The organism is Arthrobacter sp. P1_H7, from assembly GCF_056405215.1.
Window position 1 is genome coordinate 212,513 of record NZ_JBFUCO010000006.1, and the last position, 18,424, is coordinate 230,936.

Genomic DNA, 18,424 nt, shown 5'->3' on the forward strand with positions numbered 1-18,424 from the left:
CCGGCCGGGTGAGGCGCCCGGAGAGGCCCTTGGACCCATAGTCCGCGGCCGGGGCGCAGTGGTAGCGTCCGCTTATGGGGAACGCTCCGGAGCCAGCAGCAGCGGCATCCGCGGCGTCCCCGCCCCCTCCCCCGCCCGCCGCTGCAGGCGCCCGCCGCCGGACGATGCTGCTGCTGGGAGTACTGCTCGCGGTCGCCGCCGCGGTGGCCGTCGCGGTCGCGGCGTACGTTCTCCCCGGGGTCCGGCCCGGTAGCCCCGGACCGGCCGGAACCACGGCACCGGCCGCCGCCCCGGCGGCCGCGACCGCGACGCCGGCCAGCCCCACGCCGGCGCCCMGCCCCACGCCCACCCCGGAACCACCCGCCGTCGCCCTCAACATCCTGCTGATCGGGAGCGACAGCCGGGTGAATGAGCGGGCGGCGGCGGCCCGCGGCACCACCTCCGACCAGCGCGGCGACGCCCTTGTGCTGATCCACCTCCCGGCGGACCGGAAGAACGTCTACGGCATCTCGATCATGCGCGACCTCTGGGTAGACATCCCCGGCCACGGAGCCGCGAAGGTGAATGCCGCACTGGAACTGGGCGGAGTGCCGCTGATGACGCGGACGGTGGAGGTGCTGCTGGGTGCCCACATCGACCACACGGTGATGCTGGATTTTCAAGGGTTCGCGGCCATGACGGATGCCCTTGGCGGCGTCGACGTCACCATCAAACAGCCGTTCACCGCCACCGCAGATGACAAGGTGCATTTTCCGGCGGGCGTGAACCACCTTAACGGGCTGCAGGCCCTGGCCTTTGTCCGCGAACGCCATGCCTTCGCGGACGGCGATTACCAGCGGGTCCGGAACCAGCAGACTTTCCTGAAAGCCATGATGGCCAAGATGGCTTCCGAAGGCGGCTTGGCGGACCGCGGCACCGTCCGCAAACTCATCAAAACGGTGCTGCCGCACGTGACCTTGGACGCAAGCTTCACCCTGAAGCCGCTGGAAGACCTCGCCTTCAGCCTGCGGAACACCCCGCCGGGGCGTACCGTGTTCTTCACCCTGCCGACCGCCGGCACCGGGACCAGCCGGGACGGCCAGTCGATTGTACTGAGAGACCCTGCCGCGACCGCCGCGGTCTCCGCCGCACTGCGTTCGGGAACGCTCGCCGGCTACGTCGCGGCCAACAACCTGCAGAACGGCAATTGAGGCGCCGCTCTTCGGTAGATTGGGTCCATGACCCAGACTCCCGCCCAGCCGTCCCCGCAGCCTCCCGTCGCCCGGAAAGTTCCCTCGGTGCGCACCCACCACGGCGACGCATTCGAGGACAACTACGAATGGCTCCGGGACAAGGAGTCCGCAGAGGTCGTGGACCTGCTCAAAGCGGAAAACTCCTACCAGGAGTCCGTGACCGCGCACCAGGAGCCGCTACGCGAAGCGATCTTCCAGGAAATCAAGGGCCGCACCCAGGAAACTGACCTTTCCGTCCCGAACCGCAAGGACGGCTGGTGGTACTTCACCCGCTCCGTCGAGGGCAAGGAGTACGGCATCCACTGCCGCGTGCGCGGCCAGGACACCGGGGACCGCGTCGCGGACTGGACTCCCCCGGCCGTGGAGGCCGGCGTTGTCATCCCCGGCGAGGAAGTCCTCCTCGATGGCAACCTCGAGGCCGAGGGCAAGCCGTTCTTCGCCGTGGGCGGGGCCGCCACGACCATCGACGGCACCCTCTATGCCTATGCCGTGGACAACGCCGGCGACGAGCGCTTCACGCTGCGGATCAAGGACCTCCGCACCGGTGAGCTGCTGCCGGACGTGATCGAGAACGTCTTCTACGGCATCTCCTTCTCCCCCGACGGCAGCCGGATCTTCTACACCGTGGTCGACGACTCGTGGCGGCCGTACCAGGTCAAGTCCCACGTACTCGGCACACCCGTCGGCGAGGACACAGTCGTCTACCAGGAGGACGACGTCGCCATGTGGCTCGGCTTCGAACTCTCGGCCGACCGGCGCCACCTGGTGCTCAGCATCGGCTGCTCCGAGTTCAGCGAGACCCGCCTGCTGCGCTTTGACGATCTCGACGCCGGCCTGCGCACCGTGATCTCCCGCGACGAGCGCATCCTCTACGAGGCCGAGCCGTTCCTGCTGACGGATGCCTCGGGCCGGGGCCAGGAGCGGATCCTGCTCACCCACAACAAGGACGCCATCAATTCCATGGTCTCGCTGGTGGACCCGGCCGAGCTCGCCAAGCCGCTCGCCGAGCAGCACTGGGACACCGTCGTCGCCCATTCCGACCAGGTCCGGGTCAACGGCGCCGGGGTCACGTCGACCCACGCGGTGGTCTCCGTGCGCAAGGACACCATTGAAAGGGTCCAGGTCCTGCCCCTGGCCGGACTGGGCACCCCGGAGCAGGGCGCCGCGGTGGAACCTGCGTTCGCTGAGGAGCTGTATACCGCCGGCGTCGCGGGCTCCGACTACGAGGCGCCCGTGATCCGGATGGGCTATACCTCGTACTTCACCCCGTCGCGGGTCTACGACTTCGTGCTGCCCACCCCGGAGCTCCCGGCCGGTGAACTGCTGCTGCGCAAGGAGAGCCCGGTACTGGGCGGCTACTCGCCGTCGGACTACGTTGCCACCCGGGAGTGGGCGGTGGCCTCCGACGGGACCCGGATTCCGCTCTCGGTCCTCCGCCACGCCTCCGTCCGGAAGGATTCGACGGCGGCCGGCCTGGTGTACGGCTACGGCTCCTACGAAATGAGCATGGATCCGGGCTTCGGGATCCCCCGGCTGTCCCTGCTGGACCGGGGCATCGTGTTCGTGATCGCCCACATCCGCGGCGGCGGCGAGCTGGGCCGGCACTGGTACGACGACGGGAAGAAGCTGCACAAGAAAAACACGTTCACCGACTTCATTGCGGCCACGGACTGGCTCGCCGGTTCCGGCTGGGTGGACCCGGCCCGGATCGCGGCGATGGGCGGCTCCGCCGGCGGCCTGCTGATGGGCGCCGTCGCCAACCTGGCGCCGGAAAAGTACGCAGCGATTGTTGCCGCCGTCCCGTTCGTGGACGCGTTGACCACCATCCTGGACCCGGAGCTGCCGCTCTCGGCGCTGGAGTGGGAGGAGTGGGGCAACCCGATCACCGACCCGGACGTGTACGCGTACATGAAGTCGTACACGCCCTACGAGAACGTCCGCGCCGTGGCGTACCCGAAGATCGCCGCGGTCACCAGCTTCAACGACACCCGCGTGCTCTACGTGGAGCCGGCCAAATGGGTGCAGCGGCTGCGCGAGGTGAACACCGGCAGCGAACCGGTTGTCCTGAAAATCGAGATGGAGGGCGGCCACGGCGGCGCCTCGGGCCGGTACGTGCAGTGGCGCGAACGGGCCTGGGACTACGCGTTCGTCGCCGATTCCCTCGGCGCCACCGAACTGCTGCCCGGAACCGGACTGAAGTAAGAACCCCGTCGGTTGCTCCGTAGCCGCCCTTTTGGACCTCCATTAGGGCAGCTACGGAGCAATCGATGCGCTTTCCGGCCGGTCAGCGGACTTTCCGGAAATAATCCGGGAGCCCGCTACCGCCTATTTGGTCATCATGCTTACTATTTACTGGCATGATGGGCCTTCGACGTGGAACCCGTCCGCTGGGGGCGGGGCGTCGAAGGGCTTTGACCGGGCACTGGGTGCCGGAGATGGAGTTTGTTATGAGCGTTGAGCAGGGAATGACCCCGTTGACTGATGATGAGCTGATGGCGCAGGGCGGCACGGCTCTTCCGGACAAGGAAGTCGCCTCCGTCCTGGACCTGAACGCCGATCTGAATCTGGGGATCAGCGCCGCGGCGCCGATCGACCTCGGCATCGCGGCCAACGCCAACGTGGCGGCCCCGATTGACGCGGCCGCCTCGGCTAACGTGCTGTCCTTCGGGTCCGAATCCCAGGCCCTCGCCGACCAAGGCACCATCATCAACCAAGGCGTCACGGGCGATGCCACGGCAGACTCCACCCAGGACAGTGTCATCGACCAGGGCACCGGCGCAGATGCCGGCACCGCGGCGGCCCCCGCGCCTGCACCCACGCCTGCGGCCACGGATCCGGCCGCGGCTGATCTCGGCGGCGCCGTACCCGCCGGCACGGTACCTGCCGATGCCACCGGCGTCCTGCCGGATGGCACGGCCCCGGACCTGGGCGGCGCGCTGCCGACGGATGTGGGAGCCGCCGCCGGCGCCGCGGGCGCCCTCAGCGGCAACCTGCTCAACGTCGACGTGAACCTGGACGCCAACGCGGGCATCGCGGCACCGATCAATGGTGCGGTGGCCGCCAACGCCAACGTGGCCGCTCCGATCGACGCTGCCGTCGGCGCCAACATCGGCTCAATCGACAGCAACGCGTTCGCCGTCGCCCAGCAGGATGCCATCATCAACCAGGACATCCATGGCGACGCTACGGCGTCGGCTGACCAGCAGTCCGACCTGAAGCAGTAGCACCTAGATGAGCACAGTGCACGGAGGGCCGTCCGGGCAGGACGGCCCTCCCGCCGCGCCTGCCACCGGCGGCGCCACAGCCGACGCCACATCGCCCAGCGCCGACTCCGTCGCCGACTCCGGCGCTGGCGCGCGCAGCGACGCCGCCGGCCCGGCGTCGTCCGTGGCGGTCGCCCTGCAGCCGGTTCCGGTGCGGGCCGCCGGCGTCCAGCTGATCGGCGAGGCGAAAGGGTCCGGTTACAAGGAAGCCCCGTCCCTGGTCCGCCGTGCCGACGGCCAGACCATCCAGCTCACCCGTCTGCTGTACCTGGTGCTCGAGGCGATCGACGGCCAGCGGGGCATCGAAGAAATCGCCGGGCACGCCAGCGACAGTTTCGGACGGCTCGTCAGTGCCGAGAACGTCCGCACGCTGATCACCTCCCAGCTGCTCCCCCTCGGGCTCCTGCAACTGGCGGACGGTTCCGAGCCCGCGGTGAAGAAATCGAATCCGCTGCTGGGCATGCGGTTCCGGTACTCGGTGACCGATCCGGAGCGCACCCGGAAGATCACGGCGCCGTTCGCCACGCTGTTCAACCCCTTGATCGTCGTGGCCGTGACTGCTGCCTTCCTGGCCACGTGCTGGTGGGTGCTGATGGTCAAGGGGCTGGCGTCGGCCACGCATGAGGCCTTCGCCAACCCCGGCTTGGTGCTGCTGATCCTGGTGGTCACGGTGCTCTCGGCCGGTTTCCATGAGTTCGGCCACGCCGCCGCCGCCCGCCGCGGCGGGGCCACCCCCGGCGCCATGGGGACGGGCCTGTACCTGATGTGGCCGGCCTTCTATACCGACGTCACCGATTCCTACCGGCTGGGGCGCGGCGGCCGGATGCGCACGGACCTCGGCGGACTGTACTTCAACGCCATCGTGGCCGTCGCGATCATGGGCATCTGGTGGGCCACCGGCTTCGATGCGCTGCTGTTGGTGGTGGTCACCCAGATCCTGCAGATGGTCCGGCAGCTGATGCCGCTGGTCCGCTTTGACGGCTACCACATCCTGGCCGACGCTACCGGCGTCCCGGACCTGTTCCAGCGGATCAAACCCACGCTGCTCGCCCTGGTGCCGTGGCGGAAGACTGATCCCGAAGCCGGGCTCCTGAAGCCCTGGGCCCGGGCCGTGGTCACCATCTGGGTGTTGGTCACGGTCCCCCTGCTTCTGTTCAGCATGGCCACCATGGTGCTCACCCTGCCGCGCGTCCTGGGCACCGCCTGGGACAACGGCCTGAAGCAGCAGTCCATGCTTTCGCACAGCGTCGCCACCGGGGACGTCGCCGACGCCGCCGTCCGGGTGATCGCGCTCGCCTGCCTCGCGCTGCCGGTGCTGGGCATCTTGTACATCCTGCTGCGCCTGGTCCGCCAGCTGGCCACCGGGCTGTGGCGCAAGACCCGCGGCAAGGCCCTCCAGCGTGCCACCGCCATCGTTGCGATCGCGGCGGTGGCGGCGGGCCTCGCCTGGGCCTGGTGGCCCGGCGCTGACACCTACCGCCCGGTCCAGCCCTACGAGCGCGGCACCCTGGCCGACGCCACCACCGCCGTCTTCCCGGCCACCGCCGCGGCCCGGATGGCCGAGGGCCAGTCAGGAACGACCGTTGCCCTGTGGCCGGAGGGCGCCCGGCGGCCCACACGCGAGGACCCGCAGCTGAGCATGGTCCTGGTACCCCGGCAGTCCGGCACGTCCAACACGGCCGGCCCCGCGACAGCGCCCGCTGCCCCTTCCTGGGTGTTCCCCTTCGACAAGCCGGCCGCTCCGGAGGACGACGGCAACCAGTCGCTCGCGGTCAACACCACTGACGGTTCCGTGGTCTACGACGTCGCCTTCGCCCTGGTCTGGGCCGAGGACGGCGACACCGTGGACACCAGGAATGAGGCCTACGCCTTTGCCAGCTGCGCCGACTGCGCCGCCGTGGCGGTGGGCTTCCAGGTGGTCCTGATTGTGGGCCAGACCGACGTGATCGTTCCGGAAAACCTCTCGGCGTCTGCGAACTACAACTGCGTCCGATGCCTGACCTACGCCCTGGCCAGCCAGCTTGTCTTGACCCTCGACGGGCCCCTGAGCAGCGACGGCATGGCCAGGCTCAACGCGCTGTGGCAGGAGATCGCCGCCTACGGCAAGGACCTGCAGAACCAGCCGCTCTCGGAGATCCAGGGCCGGCTCAGCGCCTACAAGGAACAGATCATGGCGGTCATCAAAGCCGATCCGAACGCCACCCCGGCCGGGTCCGCCGGCACGGCCTCGACGCCGGGGGCCACTCCCGGCGCAACCTCCGGCGCCACGCCTGCCGCCACCACGGGAGCCAGCACCGGCAGCACGCAGGCCCCGTCACCGGACGCGGGCGGGACCACCGCGCCGACCGGTGGTACGGCGTCGCCCGCTCCCGAAACCGGCGCCGGCTCCGGCTCCACAGATCCGGCCTCTCAGCAAACGCCGCAGCCCGCGGCCTCGGCGCCCTCCGATCCCACGGCGCCGGCAGCGGGGACAGCCACGCCCGTGCCGGCGGGAACCACCCCGCCTGCCCCATAGGCGCGCACCCGATTTGGGACCGAATTGACGCAGATGGCCGGAATGAAGTCTTCATTCCGGCCATCTGCGTCAGATCGGTGTCTCCGGATATGTGCTGCCGGGCCTTCCCTTCATCCGCGAGGATGGTGTACACCATTTCCGTGGCCCGTTCGTCCTTGTTGTGCCACTTTCCCACCTGCCGTGATTCCAGGCCCAACCCGGGCCGTTGAACCCGGCACCCGTCACGGAGAGGCACCACGATGAGACTAACGCTGACAGAGTTCATCACATTGGACGGCGTGGCGCAGGGTCCTGGATCGCCCGAGGAGGACACCAGCGACGGCTTCTCACAAGGAGGTTGGTTCGTCCCCCACCTTGACGGGGAATTCATCCAGCAGGCGGCGGACTGGCTGGGTCAGGCGGACGCGTTACTGTTCGGGCGCCGCACCTACGTCAACTTTGCGAGGGACTGGCCGAGAATCACGGACCCTGATGATCCGTTCTCTGAAAGGATGAATGGTTTGCCGAAGTACGTGGCTTCGCAGACCCTGGCGCAGGCTGGTTGGGCGCCGACGACAATCCTGTCCGGCGACGTCCCCGCACAGGTCGCTGAGTTGAAGAGGCAGCCGGGCCGGGAGTTGCAGATCCACGGGAGTGCCCGGCTGGCCCAGTCGCTTCTGGGCGCGGGGCTGATCGACGAACTGAGGCTGGTGATCGCCCCGGTGGTGGTAGGGAACGGCAGGCGGCTGTTCCCGACGGGAGGCGCCCCGGCGGGCCTGCGTTTGGTCCGCAACGAGGCGACGCCGGGCGGACTCGCGATTCTTGTCTACGAGTCGGCAGGGCTTCCGACGTACGGGACCTATGAGCCTGGTTCGTCCCGTGGTTGAGCCTGTCGCTACGCGGCGGGCAACAGCGCCCGCCAGAGGGCTCCAGGCGGACTTGCCCGAACCGTTGGGGTCCGAATTGACGCAGATGGCCGGAATGAGGACTTCATTCCGGCAATCTGCGTCAGATCGGTGTCTCGTTAGGTCAGCGTTCCGTTAGATTGGCGCTTCGCCTTGCCCGAACCGTTGGGGCCCGGTCAGCGGGCCTTCCACTCGTCCGCGAGGATGGCGTACACCACCTCCGTGGCCCATTCGCCCTTGTAGTGCCATTTGTCCACCTGCCGTGATTCCAGGCGCATGCCGAGCCGTTCACAGAGCGCCGCCGAGGCCGTGTTCAGGGCATCGAGCTTGGCGTCGATGCGGTGGAAGCCCAGGTCCTCAAAGCCGAGCTTGAGCAGCGCCCGGGCGGCCTCACTCGCGATGCCCCGGCCCCGCGCCTCCGGGGCCAGGCTCCAGCCGATCTCGGCCTGCCCGCACCCTTCCAGCCATTTCAGCACCACCTCGCCGAGGAGTCCGGGCGAATCCTGGGCCTCGATGGCCAGGGCCACCCAGTCGCCCTCCTTCTCGAACTCGAAGTTGGCGTACCGTCCCACCGTTTCCATCGACTGAGTGTAACTCTTGGCCTCGCGGGGCAGGAACCGGGCGGTTTCCGGGAGCGAGTGGTAGGCGTGGAAGGCTTCGAGGTCGGCGGCTGCAAAGCGCCGCAGCACCAGCCGTTCAGTGCGGATGGGCAGCGGAGGGAGGGGCTTGGGTTCGGTCACATCTCCAACGCTACCCATCAAATGCTCCGTAAGCGCCGTTTTGAGCCGCCACAAGGGCGGCTACGGAGCAACGGATGCCCGGGCGACGACGGCGGCCGTTGCCTCTGCGATCGCCCGCTCCTCGTCGGTGGGAACCACCAGGACCGGCAGGGCCGACGTCGGGGTGGAAATGACGCGGGGTTCCCTGGACCGCTCCCGGTTCAGCCCGGCGTCGAGCTCGACGCCGAGAGCACCGAGCCGCTGCGCCACCAGGTTCCGGAACTGGTGCGAGTTCTCGCCGATCCCGGCCGTGAACACGAGGGCCTTCGCGCCGCCAACGGCCACGTGGTAGCCGCCGATGTACTTCGCGAGCCGGTAGGACGCGACCGCCAGGGCCATGGCCGCCTTGGCGTCGCCGGCTTCCGCGGCCTCCACCACGGAGCGCATGTCGTTGTTTCCGGCCAGGCCCTTGAGCCCGGACTGCCGGTTCAGCATCGAATCCAGGTCCTCGGGTGACCAGCCGTTCCGGCCCAGGAAGACCAGGATGGACGGATCGAGGTCGCCGGAGCGGGTGCCCATGACGAGGCCCTCAAGGGGCGTGAATCCCATGGAGGTGTCGATCGACTGGCCTCCGCGGATGGCCGTGACCGAGGCGCCGTTCCCCAGGTGGGCGATCACGGCGTCGAACTCCTCGACCGGAACATCCATCAGCGCCGCCGCCCGGTGCGCAACGTATTCGTGCGAGGTGCCGTGGAACCCGTAGCGGCGGATCCCGTGGTTCGTGTAGAGCTCGTCCGGGACCGCATAGCGCCAGGCGTGCTCGGGCAGGGTGCGGTGGAAGGCGGTGTCGAACACGGCCACCTGCGGCAGTTCGGGCCACTTCTTCGAGATCGCGCGGATGCCAAGGACGTTGGCGGGATTGTGCAGCGGGGCGAGCGGGTTCAGCCGTTCAATGGCCCGGGTGATCTCGTTGTTGACCAGCACCGGTTCGGCGAAGCGCTCACCGCCGTGGACCACGCGGTGGCCCACGGCATCCAGTACTCGGTCCCCCAAGGCTTCGTGGATGGCCGCATCCACCTGTTCCAGCGCCTCGGCGTGGTCGCGCGGGCCCTCGATCTGGCCGTCGCCCTCTCCGCCGGCACCCATGCCGATCTTCTCGACCAGGCCTTCGGTGAGCACGTTGCCGGCCTCGACGTCGCGCACCTGGTACTTGAGCGAGGACGAGCCGGAGTTGATGACGAGCACGAGCATGGGGCCTCCTAAGCCTTGGCTTCGACGCTACCCTGGGGTGCGCCGTAACTGGCATCACGCCGGAGCCTGGCCGAGCGCTCCGTGGGATCCACTATAAATTGCCGGACGGAATTGCCGGACCAAATTGCCGGAACGCCAGGGCGGCAATCCGTTGCGAAAGCCGGGCCGGGCGCCTAGAGTCGGCGGACCATCTGGACAACTCACGAAGGGGATTTCCATGACTGACGACGCGACCCAGCCGGACAGCACCGGACCGGACAGCACCGGACCGGACAGCACCCAGCCGGAGGGCACCGGACCGGCCAGCGGTTCCGGTAAACCGGATCCCACCGGCGTCGTAGGCGCGAACCCGGCCCTGGACGACACAGGAAAGCTCAAGGCCGCCGAGGTCGGGGAAGCACCCGAGGCCCCCGAGAATCTGGAGGACCTGGATCTCACGCCGGCGGGCCTGGCCGATGAGCCTGCCAAGGAGGAAGACCCCGACAGTCCGGCTGAGCCGGAAAACAGCTGAGCCGGAAAACAGCCGACCGGGAAACAGCTGGCTATGCGCTGGCAGCCGCGGGTGCCGGCTCGGCAGCGGGCTCCACGGACTGGGCCTGGATGGCCGTGATGGCCACGGTGTTGACGATGTCCTCCACCGTGCAGCCGCGCGAGAGGTCGTTGACCGGCTTGCGCAGGCCCTGCAGGACCGGCCCGACGGCGACCGCACCCGAGGACTGCTGCACAGCCTTGTAGGTGTTGTTGCCGGTGTTCAGGTCCGGGAAGATGAACACGGTTGCCTGCCCGGCCACGGACGAGCCCGGCATCTTGGACGCAGCGATGGCGGCGTCCACGGCGGCGTCGTACTGGATGGGCCCCTCCACCGCGAGGTCCGGGCGCCGGCGGCGCACCAGTTCGGTGGCCTCCCGGACCAGGTCCACGGCCCCGCCCGAGCCGGAGCCGCCCGTGGAATAGGAGAGCATCGCGACCCGCGGCTCGACGCCGAACTGCACCGCCGTTTCCGCTGACGCCAGCGCAATGTCCGCGAGCTGCTCCACGTTGGGTTCAGGATTCACGGCACAGTCGCCGTAAACCAGGACCCGGTCCGGCATGAGCATGAGGAACACGGAGGAGATGATCTTGACGCCGGGCCGGGTCTTCACGAATTCCAGTGCCGGGCGGATGGTGTGCGCCGTGGTGTGGGCGGCTCCGGAGACCATCCCGTCCACCACGCCGAGCTGGACCATCATGGTGCCGAAGTAGCTTTCGTCCTGCATGACCTCCAGGGCCTTGGCCAAGTCCACGCCCTTGTGCGCGCGCAGTTCCGCGTACTTGCGGGCGAAATCGCCCCGGAGTTCGGACGAGGCCGGATCCACGATGTTGATGCCGGTGAGATCGACGCCATGGGTGGCTGCGACCTCGCGGACGTCGGCCTCGCGTCCGAGCACGGTGAGTTCGCAGACGTCGCGGCGGTGCAGGATCTCGGCGGCGCGCAGGATCCGCAGTTCCTTGCCCTCCGGCAGGACGATGTGGCGGCGCTGGGATCGGGCCCGCCCGATGAGCTCATGCAGGAACCGCAGCGGGGTCATCCGTTCCGGCCGGGGCAGGTGCAGGCGCTCCAGGAGCTCGGTCTCGTCCACCCGCCGGGCCCAGAGCCCCAGGGCGGAGGCGATCTTGCGGCGGTGCCCGGACCAGATTTCGCTCCGGACCTCGGAGACGCGTTTGGCGGTGACATAGGTGTCGTCGGGAGCAGCGAAGATCGGGAAGGGCGCCTGCGCCAGGAGTGAGTAGATGGTCGGGTCCGGGGCCAGGCCGCCGGTGAGGATCAGGGCCGACGGCACAGGGAACTCCGGCGAGAACGAGGACGCCAGGCAGGCCACGAGCACGTCCGCCCGGTCGCCGGGGACGATCACCAGCGCGCCGTCGTTGAGCACGTGCAGGAAGTTGGCGACGTTCATCGCCGCGACCTTGATCGAACGGACATCGCGTTCCAGGTCCGGAAGGCCGGCCACCTGGCCGAGGCCCAGGGCCGAGGCGACCTCTCCGGTGGTGGGCCGGGCGATGTCATCCAATTCCGGGAAGACGTAGACAGGCCGGCCGGACGCGCCAGGCCTCACGGCGGCGGCAATCGCTTCGAGGTCTTCCGGGTCGGCACGGTTGACCATGATAGCCAGGAGCTCGCAGCGTTCCGCGAGGAGTTCCTTGCGCGCCACCTCGACGGCGTCCGCGGCCTCCGGTGCGGTGAGGCCGCGTGCGCCCACCACCGCCACCACGGGGGCGGCGAGGTTGTTGGCCAGCCGGGCGTTGAGGTCGAACTCGACGGCGGCGTCCTGGCCGGTCAGGTCGGTTCCCTCGACGATCACGACGTCGCAGTGCTGGGACAAGTCGGCGAAGATTTCGACGCACCGGGAGTTGATTTCCTCGCGCTTTCCTTCGGCCAGGAGGCTGCGGACCTCGGCGAAGGTCAGGCCGCCGCGGCAGCGGTCGTCGTCCAGGCCGAAGCGGGACTTCATGACGGCCACCATGGGGTCCGAGGCGGCGTCGGGGCCGTTGACCACGGGCTTGAAGAAGCCGATCCGGTCCGCGTGCCGGTGGAGGGTGTCCGCCAGGCCCAGCGCTACGAGGGACTTGCCGGAGCCCGGGGTGGTCGCGCTGACATAGATTCCTTTGGCCATGCGTCCCAGCATACTTACACCCCTTGACAGCGGGCACCCACATGGGATTACCTAATGAACATTCGGTAAATAAAGCTGGAGGCAACGAAGCATGGCTGAACTGACGATTTCCGGTGACACCCACCCAATCCTGAAGGACGACTATGCCTCCGAATGGATGGGCATCGAAGTTCTCGCACTGGACGACGGACATGCCACGATCCGGATGAGGCTCCGGCAGGAAATGCTCAATGGCTTCGGCATGGCCCACGGCGGAATGATCTTCGCCTTCGGCGATACAGCCTTTGCGCTGGCCTGCAACCCGGCCAGCGCGAAACCCGGCGAAGCCGGGATCGACAGCGGCACCATCACCGTGGCCTCCGGCGTCGACATCAACTTCCTCAAGCCGGCCTTCCGCGGCCAGGTCCTGACCGCCGTCGCCAACCGCCGCGCCAGCACCGGGCGCAGCGGCCTCTACGACGTCCAGATCTACGCCGCCGATCCCGGCGCCGGCGCGGGCACTCCGCAGCAGGCACCCGCCGGATCGGTTCCCACCGCCACGGTCCCGGGCGAACTCCCCGCGGACCCCGCCACCCCTGCGGGCGAACTCATCGCCGAGTTCCGCGGCCGCAGCCGCACCATCTCCAAGAAATAGAAACAGGGACCCACAGATGACCCAAGAAACTGCCGCCGCCACAACTGACGCTGTCCTGGACCGCGAGGAGACCATCTCCCGTGACGAGCTCGAGACGCTTCAGCTCAGCCGCCTGCAGCACACGGTGGCCTACGCCTATGACCGCGTCCCCCTGTACAAGCGCAAGTTCGACGAGGCCGGTGTCCACCCAACGGACTTGCGTGAGCTCTCCGACCTCGCCAAGTTCCCCTTCACCACCAAGGAGGACCTCCGCCTCGAGTACCCCTTCGGCATGTTCGCCGTGCCGCAGCACGAGGTCGCGCGGATCCACGCCAGCTCCGGCACCACGGGCCGCGCCACCGTGGTGGGCTACACAAAGAAGGACCTCGCCGACTGGGCCAAGCTTGTGGCCCGCTCGCTGCGCGCCTCCGGCGTCCGGCCCGGCATGAAGGTCCATAACGCCTACGGTTACGGCCTGTTCACCGGCGGCATGGGCGCCCACGCCGGCGCCGAGGCCCTCGGCTGCACCGTCATCCCGATCTCCGGCGGCCAGACCGAGCGCCAGATCACCCTCATCCAGGATTTCAAGCCCGACGCCATCCTGGCCACCCCCACGTACCTGCTGACGATTGCCGACGCCATGATCAAGCAGGGCATCGACCCGGCCTCCACCTCCCTGAAGTACGCGGTCCTGGGCGCCGAGCCGTGGACCGAGGAAATGCGGCACGAGCTCGAGGTGACCATGAACCTCAAGGCCTGCGACATCTACGGCCTCTCCGAGGTCATGGGCCCGGGCGTCGCCGGCGAAGCCGTGGAAACGCAGGACGGCAGCCACATCTGGGAGGACCACTTCCGGCCCGAGATCATCGACGCCTTCGACCCCACGGTAGTGCTGGGCGACGGCGAGCCGGGCGAGCTCGTTTTCACCTCGCTCACCAAGGAAGCGCTGCCGATCATCCGGTACCGCACCAAGGACCTCACCCGGCTGCTGCCGGGCACCGCTCGTCCGGCACACCGCCGCATGGGCCGCATCACCGGCCGCAGCGACGACATGATCATCCTGCGCGGGGTGAACCTGTTCCCGTCCCAGATCGAGGAGATCGCCCTGCGCATCCCCGAGCTCAGCCCGCACTTCCAGCTGGAGCTGACCCGGCCCGAGGGACAGCGCATGGACCAGCTGACCGTGAAGATCGAGCGCCGCGACGCCGTCACGGTTAAGGGCGCCACGGACGCCGCCAAGGTCCTGCAGCAGCAGATCAAGATCCACGTCGGCTCCTCCTGCACAGTCGACGTCGTCGAGCCCGGCTCCTTGGAGCGGTCCAACGGCAAGCTGCGGCGGATCTACGACATGCGCCCCAAGGGCTGAATGAGCACCCGATCGTGAGAAACTAGCCACTATGCCCAGCACAGCAACCACCACCAAGCGCGGCCGCCCCGGCTATGACCAGCAGTCCGTGCTGGTCATCGCCGTCGACGTCTTCAACCGCCACGGCTACGATGCCACCTCGATGGGTATCCTCGCCGAGAACCTGGGCATTTCCAAGTCCGCGATCTATCACCACGTACCGTCCAAGGGCGACCTGCTGAAGCTCGCCCTGGACCACGCCCTGGGCGGGCTCGAGGCGATCCTGGACCAGCCCGGGGCAACTTCCGGGTCGGCAGATGCCCGGCTGGAGTTCGTGGTCCGCCAGACCATCTCGGTGCTGGTGGAGCGGCTGCCCTTCGTGACGCTGCTGCTGCGCCTGCGCGGGAACACGGAGATCGAGCGGGATGCGCTGGAACGGCGCCGCACCTTCGACCACAAGGTCGCCGCACTGATTTCCGAGGCCCGGGATGAGGGCTCGCTCCGCCAGGACATTGACCCCCGTACCGTCACCCGGCTGCTGTTCGGCACTATCAACTCGATCGTCGAGTGGTACAAGCCGGGCGGCTCGCTGTCCCCGGAGAAGCTGGCCGACGACGTCATCACCATGGCGTTCCACGGCCTTCACGTCCCCCGCTGACCGCCCGCCGGCCGGCAGGTGGCCGGGCCAGTCGTTGACGGCAGGATAACGGACGCCCACCCTGTAGTCATGGCCACGAAGATCTCTGATGTCCTCTTCAGCACGTTCCCTGATTTGCGTTATCAGCCCACCGCAAAAAGGGTCCGTGCCATGTCGGGCGGGCGGGCCGTCGTCGACACCCTGGGCGCGCTCCTGGTGTGGGAGCCGAAACGCGTCACCCCCATCTACGCCGTTTCCGAAGGTGACCTCCGGGCCTTACTCGCGCCGCCGGGGCGGCAGGCGGGCGACGTCCCGGAACACGGCTTCAGGATGGGCCGGGAGGGGCCGCCGGCACTGGATCCGCGCACGGCGTTCGGCAGGCACACGGCGGCCGGTGAGGAGCTCGACGTCGTCACCTCCCATGCGAGGCTGCCGCGCGCTGCCTTCCGGCCGGCGGACCCCGACCTCGCCGGCTATGTGGTGCTGGATTTCACCGCTTTCGACTGGCTCGAGGACGACGAGGAGATCATCGGCCATCCACGTGATCCGTTCCACCGCGTGGACATCCGGGCGTCCTCGCTCACCGTTGAGGTTGGGATCGACGGCGTAACGCTCGCCACGACGAACGGCGCGCAGCTGCTCTACGAAACCATGCTGCCGGCGCGCTACTACATTCCGCCGTCGGATGTGCGGCTGGATCTGATGGAGGAGAGCCCCAAGCGGACCGTCTGCCCGTACAAAGGCCAGGCGAGCTACTGGAGCTACCCGGGTTCCGCGCGGGGCAGGAACGTCGCGTGGAGCTACGACCGGCGGTTCCTCGACGCCGCCCAGATCCACGGACTTGTCAGTTTCTTCAATGAAAGAGTGGACATCACGGTGGACGGCGTCCGGCAGGAGCGCCCCGTCACGCCATGGTCCCGCCCGGACGGACCCGGGGCACCGGCGGTGTGAACCGCAGCGCTTTTGTTCTCTTTCACCCGCATTGGGTGACGACTGCCCCCGGCTGGAAGCGCTAGCTTGGAGAACATCTGAAGGACCACCTCTATCGCTTGTGAGACCTCACTAAAGGCTCCCCGCCGTCTGGCGGAAGGAGGAGGGATGATGTTCTGCCCGTTGATCACCGGTGACCCGCGGTGTTGCCGGCCGGGCACGCCGCCCCGAGCTGGAAGAAGGACATTCGGGGTCACCCGAATCGTCACAGTCGCGCCGGGTTGCCGAAAATGAGCGAGCCTGCAGCATCGCCGCCCAGTTTCGATCCGGCCGTCGTAATTCGTTCCAGGGCGTACATCTCTGCGCTCGTGCTGGCAGCGGTCCTGGGCGTTCCCATCTCGGTCATTGCGTACGGCTTTCTCGCTTTGGTCGCGGCGGTCCAGCAGTACATCTTCGTCGGGTTGCCGGAACAAGTCCTCGGGGGTCCCGCTCCTGCCTGGTGGCCTGTTCCGTGGTTGGTGCTGTGTGGGCTGTTGACGGCGTTGACCATCCGGTATCTGCCGGGAACCGGGGGCCACTCACCGGCTTTCGGCTTCAAGACGGGCGGCGGTCCGCCCAGCGGCCGGGAGCTCGTGGGCATCATTCTCGCGGCGCTGACCACGCTCAGCCTCGGTGCAGTGCTCGGGCCGGAGGGGCCGCTGATCGCGATCGGTGGCGGCCTCGGGGCGCTGGCGGTGCACCTGGCGAAGAAGGACGCCCCGCCGATGGCCCTGACGATCATGGCGTCGGCCGGCAGCTTCGCAGCGATCAGTACCCTCCTCGGATCCCCCGTGCTCGGTGCATTCCTGATCATGGAGGCCGCCGGAATCGGGGGAATGACGCTGAGCCTGATGGCCCTGCCCGGACTGCTCGCATCCGGCGTCGGGGCGCTGGTATTCGTCGGCCTGGACGGCTGGACCGGGCTGGGCAGCTTCTCGCTGGCGCTGCCCGTCGTGCCGCCTGCGGTGCCGCCAACCCTGGCGACGCTGGGCTGGGCAGTCGTCATGGGCGCGGTCGGCGCGCTGTTGGGATGGTTGATCCGCTGGGTCGGGCTCTCGCTTCGTCCGCTCGTGCACCTGAACCGGGTGTTGGTGACCTCTGGGCTCGGCCTGCTGATCGGTCTTGCCGCGATGGCCTACCAGTTGATCTCTGGGAACAGCTTCACGCAGGTCTTGTTCTCGGGGCAGGACGCCCTTCCGGATCTGGTCGAACACGCCACGGACTACTCGCTTGCTGTGCTCCTGCTGCTGATTGCTTGTAAGGCCTTGGCCTACGGGATCTCGCTGAGCGCCTTTCGTGGTGGGCCGGTGTTCCCGTCGATGTTCATCGGTGCTGCGCTCGGTATTGCCGCGAGTGGGTTGCCCGGAATGAATCTCGCGGCAGGACTCGGCATGGGCATGGGAGCCATGTGCGCAGCCATGCTGCGGCTGCCGTTGACGTCGACGCTGCTGGCCACGCTGCTGCTGGGAGTGGACGGTGTGGCGGTAACACCGCAGGTGGTGGTGGCTGTGGCGGTGGCCTTCGTGATCACCAACGTGCTCCCGGTCCCGGGCCCGAAAGCACCCGTGGCGCCTGGCGACGCCGGCAGGGTCCACCATCGGGCTCCCTCAAGGGCCGACCATGACTGAGATCTCGAGCGCGGTCCGTTCGACCGTACGGGACCGCTGGATCGCCTGGTTGTTCATCATCGGTTCGAGCCTGTTCGCCCTGGGGGCGGTGCCGTCATACGCCGAGGCCGTGGGATTGCGCTTGTGTGCGCTCACCTTCTTCGTCGGTTCGCTGTTCTTCACCTCTGCGTCGTTCCTGCAGTACCGCGAAGCCGTTGACGCGCTCCCGGCCCTGGGGGCCACGCGGCGCCATTCGTTTTGGGTATGGGCGCCGCGGAATCTCGGCTGGCTCGCCTGCGCGGTTCAACTTGCCGGCACGCTGTGGTTCAACTGGAGTACGGGAAACGCAGTGCGGGACAATCTCAGCGCGGCGCTGACCGAGCAGCGGGTGTGGCGACCCGATGCCCTGGGGTCAGTCGCCTTCCTCGTTGCCAGCGGTGTGGCATTGCGGGATGCCGGTCGCGGCGTCATTGCCGGCCGGCCCCGGCCTCGGGGGTGGAAGATCGGTGTGATCAACCTGGCCGGCTCTGTTGCGTTCGGCATCTCGGCCGTCGCGGCCTTCGTCATACCGTCGAGCGGCGATGTCTGGAACGCCGAGCTGTCCAATCTCGGCACCCTCGTGGGAGCCCTGTGCTTCCTCACCGGCGCGATTCTGATGCTGAGTCCGGAATCCACCGACGCCTCGTCTCCTGCAAGCCGTGGAGCTCATCCGTAACCCCCTTTCAACAGTCTCTT

General features: G+C 68.2%; 15 protein-coding genes. 12 read left to right on the plus strand and 3 right to left on the minus strand.

From position 1 onward, the window contains the following. Nucleotides 1–74: 74 nt before the first annotated feature. From AC1DXI_RS08905 to AC1DXI_RS08925, 5 genes are all read left to right on the plus strand, one after another. On the plus strand, nt 75–1,190 hold the full coding sequence (locus tag AC1DXI_RS08905; protein ID WP_476938276.1) for an LCP family protein: 1,116 nt from the start codon (nt 75–77) through the stop codon (nt 1,188–1,190). A 27-nt stretch (nt 1,191–1,217) separates the two neighbouring features. Next, nucleotides 1,218–3,434, plus strand: coding sequence for a S9 family peptidase (locus AC1DXI_RS08910; RefSeq protein WP_476938277.1), 2,217 nt, complete (start codon nt 1,218–1,220; stop codon nt 3,432–3,434). A gap of 245 nt (nt 3,435–3,679) precedes the next feature. Continuing rightward, on the plus strand, nt 3,680–4,456 hold the full coding sequence (locus tag AC1DXI_RS08915) for a peptidoglycan-binding protein (protein WP_476938278.1): 777 nt from the start codon (nt 3,680–3,682) through the stop codon (nt 4,454–4,456). Nucleotides 4,457–4,463: 7 nt separating this feature from the next. Next, nucleotides 4,464–7,010 (plus strand): hypothetical protein, encoded by a 2,547-nt coding sequence (locus AC1DXI_RS08920; RefSeq protein WP_476938279.1) that lies wholly within the window; start codon nt 4,464–4,466, stop codon nt 7,008–7,010. A gap of 239 nt (nt 7,011–7,249) precedes the next feature. Continuing rightward, complete coding sequence (locus tag AC1DXI_RS08925; protein ID WP_476938280.1) at nt 7,250–7,876, plus strand: dihydrofolate reductase family protein; 627 nt, start codon at nt 7,250–7,252, stop codon at nt 7,874–7,876. 194 nt (nt 7,877–8,070) lie between these two features. Here AC1DXI_RS08925 and AC1DXI_RS08930 read toward each other — a convergent pair whose 3' ends face one another. Further along, nucleotides 8,071–8,652, minus strand: a complete 582-nt coding sequence (locus tag AC1DXI_RS08930; protein WP_476938281.1) for a GNAT family N-acetyltransferase — start codon at nt 8,650–8,652, stop codon at nt 8,071–8,073. Between the two features lie 42 nt (nt 8,653–8,694). Further along, nucleotides 8,695–9,864, minus strand: coding sequence for an acetate kinase (locus tag AC1DXI_RS08935; RefSeq protein ID WP_476938282.1), 1,170 nt, complete (start codon nt 9,862–9,864; stop codon nt 8,695–8,697). A 217-nt stretch (nt 9,865–10,081) separates the two neighbouring features. Here AC1DXI_RS08935 and AC1DXI_RS08940 point away from each other — a divergent pair, with 217 nt between their 5' ends. After that, nucleotides 10,082–10,375 (plus strand): hypothetical protein, encoded by a 294-nt coding sequence (locus tag AC1DXI_RS08940; RefSeq protein ID WP_476938283.1) that lies wholly within the window; start codon nt 10,082–10,084, stop codon nt 10,373–10,375. A 31-nt stretch (nt 10,376–10,406) separates the two neighbouring features. Here AC1DXI_RS08940 and pta read toward each other — a convergent pair whose 3' ends face one another. Beyond that, complete coding sequence (gene pta / locus AC1DXI_RS08945; protein ID WP_476938284.1) at nt 10,407–12,518, minus strand: phosphate acetyltransferase; 2,112 nt, start codon at nt 12,516–12,518, stop codon at nt 10,407–10,409. Between the two features lie 91 nt (nt 12,519–12,609). On the opposite strand from pta, the gene AC1DXI_RS08950 reads away from it, so the two are divergent. From AC1DXI_RS08950 to AC1DXI_RS08975, 6 genes are all read left to right on the plus strand, one after another. Further along, entirely contained in the window at nt 12,610–13,152 is a 543-nt protein-coding gene (locus AC1DXI_RS08950; RefSeq protein WP_476938285.1) for a hotdog fold thioesterase, read from the plus strand. 16 nt (nt 13,153–13,168) lie between these two features. After that, nucleotides 13,169–14,497: a phenylacetate--CoA ligase PaaK gene (paaK, locus tag AC1DXI_RS08955; protein WP_476938286.1), complete on the plus strand. Its 1,329-nt coding sequence runs from the start codon at nt 13,169–13,171 to the stop codon at nt 14,495–14,497. 31 nt (nt 14,498–14,528) lie between these two features. Continuing rightward, nucleotides 14,529–15,134, plus strand: coding sequence for a TetR/AcrR family transcriptional regulator (locus tag AC1DXI_RS08960; protein WP_028276376.1), 606 nt, complete (start codon nt 14,529–14,531; stop codon nt 15,132–15,134). Nucleotides 15,135–15,203: 69 nt separating this feature from the next. After that, a complete protein-coding gene (locus AC1DXI_RS08965; RefSeq protein WP_476938287.1) occupies nt 15,204–16,064 on the plus strand; it encodes a DUF427 domain-containing protein in 861 nt (286 codons plus the stop codon). A 269-nt stretch (nt 16,065–16,333) separates the two neighbouring features. Next, nucleotides 16,334–17,710 (plus strand): chloride channel protein, encoded by a 1,377-nt coding sequence (locus AC1DXI_RS08970; RefSeq protein WP_476938288.1) that lies wholly within the window; start codon nt 16,334–16,336, stop codon nt 17,708–17,710. After that, nucleotides 17,703–18,404 (plus strand): hypothetical protein, encoded by a 702-nt coding sequence (locus tag AC1DXI_RS08975; RefSeq protein WP_476938289.1) that lies wholly within the window; start codon nt 17,703–17,705, stop codon nt 18,402–18,404. Before AC1DXI_RS08970 ends, AC1DXI_RS08975 begins: the two co-directional genes overlap by 8 nt. The last annotated feature ends 20 nt before the right edge of the window (nt 18,405–18,424 follow it).